Origin of the sequence: Klebsiella sp. EMBS2024, from assembly GCF_036233805.1 — a bacterium.
In the GTDB taxonomy this organism is placed as follows: domain Bacteria; phylum Pseudomonadota; class Gammaproteobacteria; order Enterobacterales; family Enterobacteriaceae; genus Klebsiella; species Klebsiella pneumoniae.
Genome location: NZ_JAZARW010000001.1, coordinates 1,546,741 through 1,550,563 on the forward strand (window position 1 = coordinate 1,546,741; position 3,823 = coordinate 1,550,563).

The following is a 3,823-nucleotide window of genomic DNA, read 5'->3' on the forward strand; positions in this document are numbered from 1 at the left end:
TCCCCCTTATGCCTGTACGCGCAGCGCTTCGAGACGGCGCANATCAAAATCGTTGAGTTCTTCGGCGTAATCCTCAGTGATTGGCGCCGGCCATTCGCCAGTGTCGAAACCGTTCGCGATCGCGCGCATAGCTTTGCGGTATTCCAGCATGCCGAGTTCCAGNAGTTCTTCGGATGCCTCGATGATGGCGATCCAGTGGTAGTTCTCGTCTTTGTTGACGAATATCCAGAAGAACTGGTCAAGGGCTGCNGTTTCGCAGTACATAGCCGCGCTCAGGTGGTAATCGCGCTCGATGATTTCCCGGTGCAGTTTCGCGCGTAGGCCTTCCTGCTTGATGTTCCACATGCTGATGGTTTTAAGGTCNGCACCGATGCGCAGGCCGCCCATGTCTATCTCAAGGTCAGGACGCACGCGAACTTCCAGNCCNGTTTCCTCATCAATGCCGAAATAGCTCACCTCGACGGCACGGCTCGGGTGCGTCAATAACTTGCCGGCGGTCGGGTGATTCAACAGCGCTTTCTGAATGGCCAGTGCCGTAGCCAGCTGCTGGCGGGTAACCAGCACTTTTCCTTCCGGGTTCTCGCGCCATGCATCCAGCAGCTCATCGGCAAACACGGCAACCGGTTTAACCGATTTCACGGCCTGAATCAGATCCGCCTTAGTGCCTGATACTTTCAGCGGCTGCGGCTTCTGTGCTTCCTGAGCAACTATGTCAGGATTGATAATCGCCAGTTGTTCCAACATGGCATCACGNCTNCCGCTGGTTTTAACAGGCGCTGGCAGGGTGGCGTTGTATTCTTTGATGCAGGCCTTCATTGCTGACGCGGTAAAGTTTTTATCGTCACCAACGATTCGCTTGAACTCATCAGGTAATTCCAGATACGCAATGCCAATTGCATCTTTGTCGCCGCCCAGCGGTACAGGAGCGGGCAGAGTGGCGTTGTGCGNCTCCANCNGCGNCTTGATNTCGTCAGCACTCAACAGCGGCGGNAGCCCGNNGTTGTANTCGTCGATAAACGCGCGGATCGTCGCNGTCGTGGTGAAGGCGCCTTCCGGGATTTCCGGCTCGATGCTGAATTCTTTTTCCAGCTGCTCAGGCTGCAGCGCCAGTGCATGCACCAGNTTNCCCATATCCAGAACAGGGGAGCGTACCTTCTGGATGGTTTTGGATACGTGGCGCGCCTCGAAATACATCAGCGATACCCGNGCATCTTTAACCATCGTGGAGCTGATNCCGTTAGCGGCGTGGTAGANCTCATTTGGCACGCCTTCATATCGACCAGGCTCGAAATACTCCGGCCATGCTGGCGCTGCTTGTTCAGCCNCTTCCTCTTCATCGCTATGAGCACTCTCGGAAACCTGGCTTTTCAGCACTTCGGCGGTAAGATCCGGGCAGCGTTCAGCCAGTATTTNNCTCATGTTCACGGCAGTTGTTTGCGCAGGAGGNTCATCAGCGNCNTCGCCTGCTGATACCGCATTATCATTTTCGTCTTCGACCGGCTGAGCCGTTTCCATCTGCACATNGCTGGTGGTTTCCCCGGAATTAGCTGGATGTAATTTTTNTTCTGCAGCGCGCTGGCGCGCCTGGTCCACGATAGAAAGTGCTGGTGCTGGTGCTGGTGCTGGTGATGTCTGGCTATCCATCAGACCATCAATCGAAAAAACACCATTGCCCATGTTNNAAACTTCAGGCTGNNTGGNNTTGGTNAGGTCTTCGGTTANCCACTTNGGATCCGTNGGGTCNCTNATNCCTTCNACATATTCGCCNCGNTCGGNGGCCAGAACCTGATTAGCGTCNGGACGTTNCTTTTGAGCNTCTTTNACCAGTTCGGTGCCAATTACCTGAAAGTCAGTTGGGAGAGTTTCCAGGTCAGGCACACCTTCATCTCCATCGATAGCCTTTTTCACAGNGTCCAGAGTGACNGCGGCAGATGAAANATGNCCNGCNTTNNCAAGCGTNTCAGNNGAAGGGNCGTCATGCTTATGCTCNGTCAGGTTNGCNTTGATATAGGTCTGCAGACTTACCGGGAAATGGTGAATATCGCTGGTGGCGCCACGGATAAGGGCAAAAATNGCNGCNCGNGAATAATCCAGGATGCCNGNGNNNTTGCGCAGNGCNGCNGACCATTCCTTGAACGGACTTTCTTTCTTCTGGACGATCTCTTTGGCCCGGCGGTGAATTGATGCCGGGAAATTGTAGATATCGAAATCCATTGGCATTGTGGCCAGGGCTATTTCTACATCGAGCGTATCAAGGGTATGGGTGTAGTCAGGGTTGCGATCGGTTTTATTNCCGCCGCCAGCATTCGTACCTGCATCGGTTTTCAAAACCGAAGAAATNCAGTTACCGGCAGCCCATTCCCTGGTGAGAATGCCGCGGTCNATCGCGTTCGTGGCGAACCACAGCTTTGCAAACTGGATACGNTTGCCGAGCTCATGCCGTTTCCCTTCCGGGAANACTTTTTTATTGGCGCTGGTGAATTTCCAGAGNGCCGGCATATCGTATTTTTTGATTTCAGGGATATTCTCGGCGGCCAGAATCANATCCTGGACNGCNGCNTTATCAGTGTCCATTTCAAGAACTGANAGCTCCTGCCGGTGAGGCATGCTNATATGATAAACGTGNNNTTCTTCGGCCATATACTGCGCCAGCAGCTGAGNGCGAAAGGGGAGTTCTGCCACGTTAAAAAGCGCGCTNGAATCGTNCTGGTATTCATCGCTACCGAAAGTTTCCACGGTCTCACCTTGTGCCGCGTCNCCAGTAGTATTGGCATCAANCANCNCGCCACTAACGGNCTCAGCGGATACTCCGGCATCATCGATGTGATGATCCGCAGGCGCCTGNCCTGGCTTCANNGNCCAGGTNCGGCCATCATCNCCGAGCTGGTANCGTTCGCACCATGAGTAATNGAGAACNCCTTCCGCNGGNAGGTCNTTGAATACCGGGAAATCGGTNCGAATTGGTTTTTGATAGTCTTTGCCGCGGCCTGTTTCGATCCCAGCGTCTTCCAGATCGACGTCNAGNTGCAGNAGNGCGCGNGCTTCTGATTTATTAGTGCGCCAGATTACGGCATCAGCTTTACCCGATTTTTGAGTCGCTTTTATCAGATAAAAATATTCCATGTGATAGCCTCTATTTTGGATGTAGAATCCCCCGGGCCATTGGTAGCGCCCATTCAGGGTGGTCATTGGTTTTGGTAATTTCCGGTGTAACTTTGGTCGGTGGCACCGGACGTACAGCCCGCTTCGGCGGGTTTACGTTAGCCCTCGTGAGCCATCTGGTCGTGAGAGGCNCAACGTTCNGAGCAATACTCTTTTTCTTTCCGTGCGAGCTGGTTCCCCTGGAGGTACAACAGGGTGCTTACCACTGGTTTTCCCTCGATNGCTTTNCGGCANTAACCGCANTTCTTCTGCATTNNTTCCCCCTACATTTGCACCGTGAACCCNGCCGGATGCTCGTCCAGTACACCTTTCAGCGGATAACATTCNGCNTTCACGTGTTGCTCTTCTGCAGCTGCCTTGCAGTCATTCTCANTGTCGTAAACGCCGAGCAGGACATCCTGATTACCGCCCGTCAGCATGCTGACGGTGAGAACCANGGCAAACATCGTGCTCATGAAGGGTCTCCTTTTTGCGCGAGCATGTAGCACACCCGGCGGATGAAAGCTGACAGCGGACTTAANCGAACAGCCTGCTGACGAGCGGGTTTGCGTGCGAAATCATTCATAGAAANAANNCCCTCAGTGCGCTGAAGAGCGCNATCCAGATGAAGAGCCCAATNACTGCNGAAATGACCANGGCTCTGATNCCNTGNTTACTCATT

3 protein-coding genes are annotated in these 3,823 nt (G+C 53.7%); all 3 read right to left on the bottom strand.

The window, feature by feature from the left end:
• Window positions 1-6 precede the first annotated feature (6 nt).
• Window positions 7-3,123 carry a RecE family exodeoxyribonuclease gene (locus tag VZP09_RS06960; protein WP_328794985.1) on the bottom strand — a complete coding sequence of 1,039 codons (3,117 nt, stop codon included), beginning with the start codon at window positions 3,121-3,123 and terminating at the stop codon, window positions 7-9.
• 137 nt (window positions 3,124-3,260) lie between these two features.
• On the bottom strand, window positions 3,261-3,416 hold the full coding sequence (locus tag VZP09_RS06965; protein ID WP_328794986.1) for a YdaE family protein: 156 nt from the start codon (window positions 3,414-3,416) through the stop codon (window positions 3,261-3,263).
• A 9-nt stretch (window positions 3,417-3,425) separates the two neighbouring features.
• Window positions 3,426-3,617 carry a DUF1482 family protein gene (locus VZP09_RS06970; RefSeq protein ID WP_328794987.1) on the bottom strand — a complete coding sequence of 64 codons (192 nt, stop codon included), beginning with the start codon at window positions 3,615-3,617 and terminating at the stop codon, window positions 3,426-3,428.
• Window positions 3,618-3,823 lie beyond the last annotated feature (206 nt).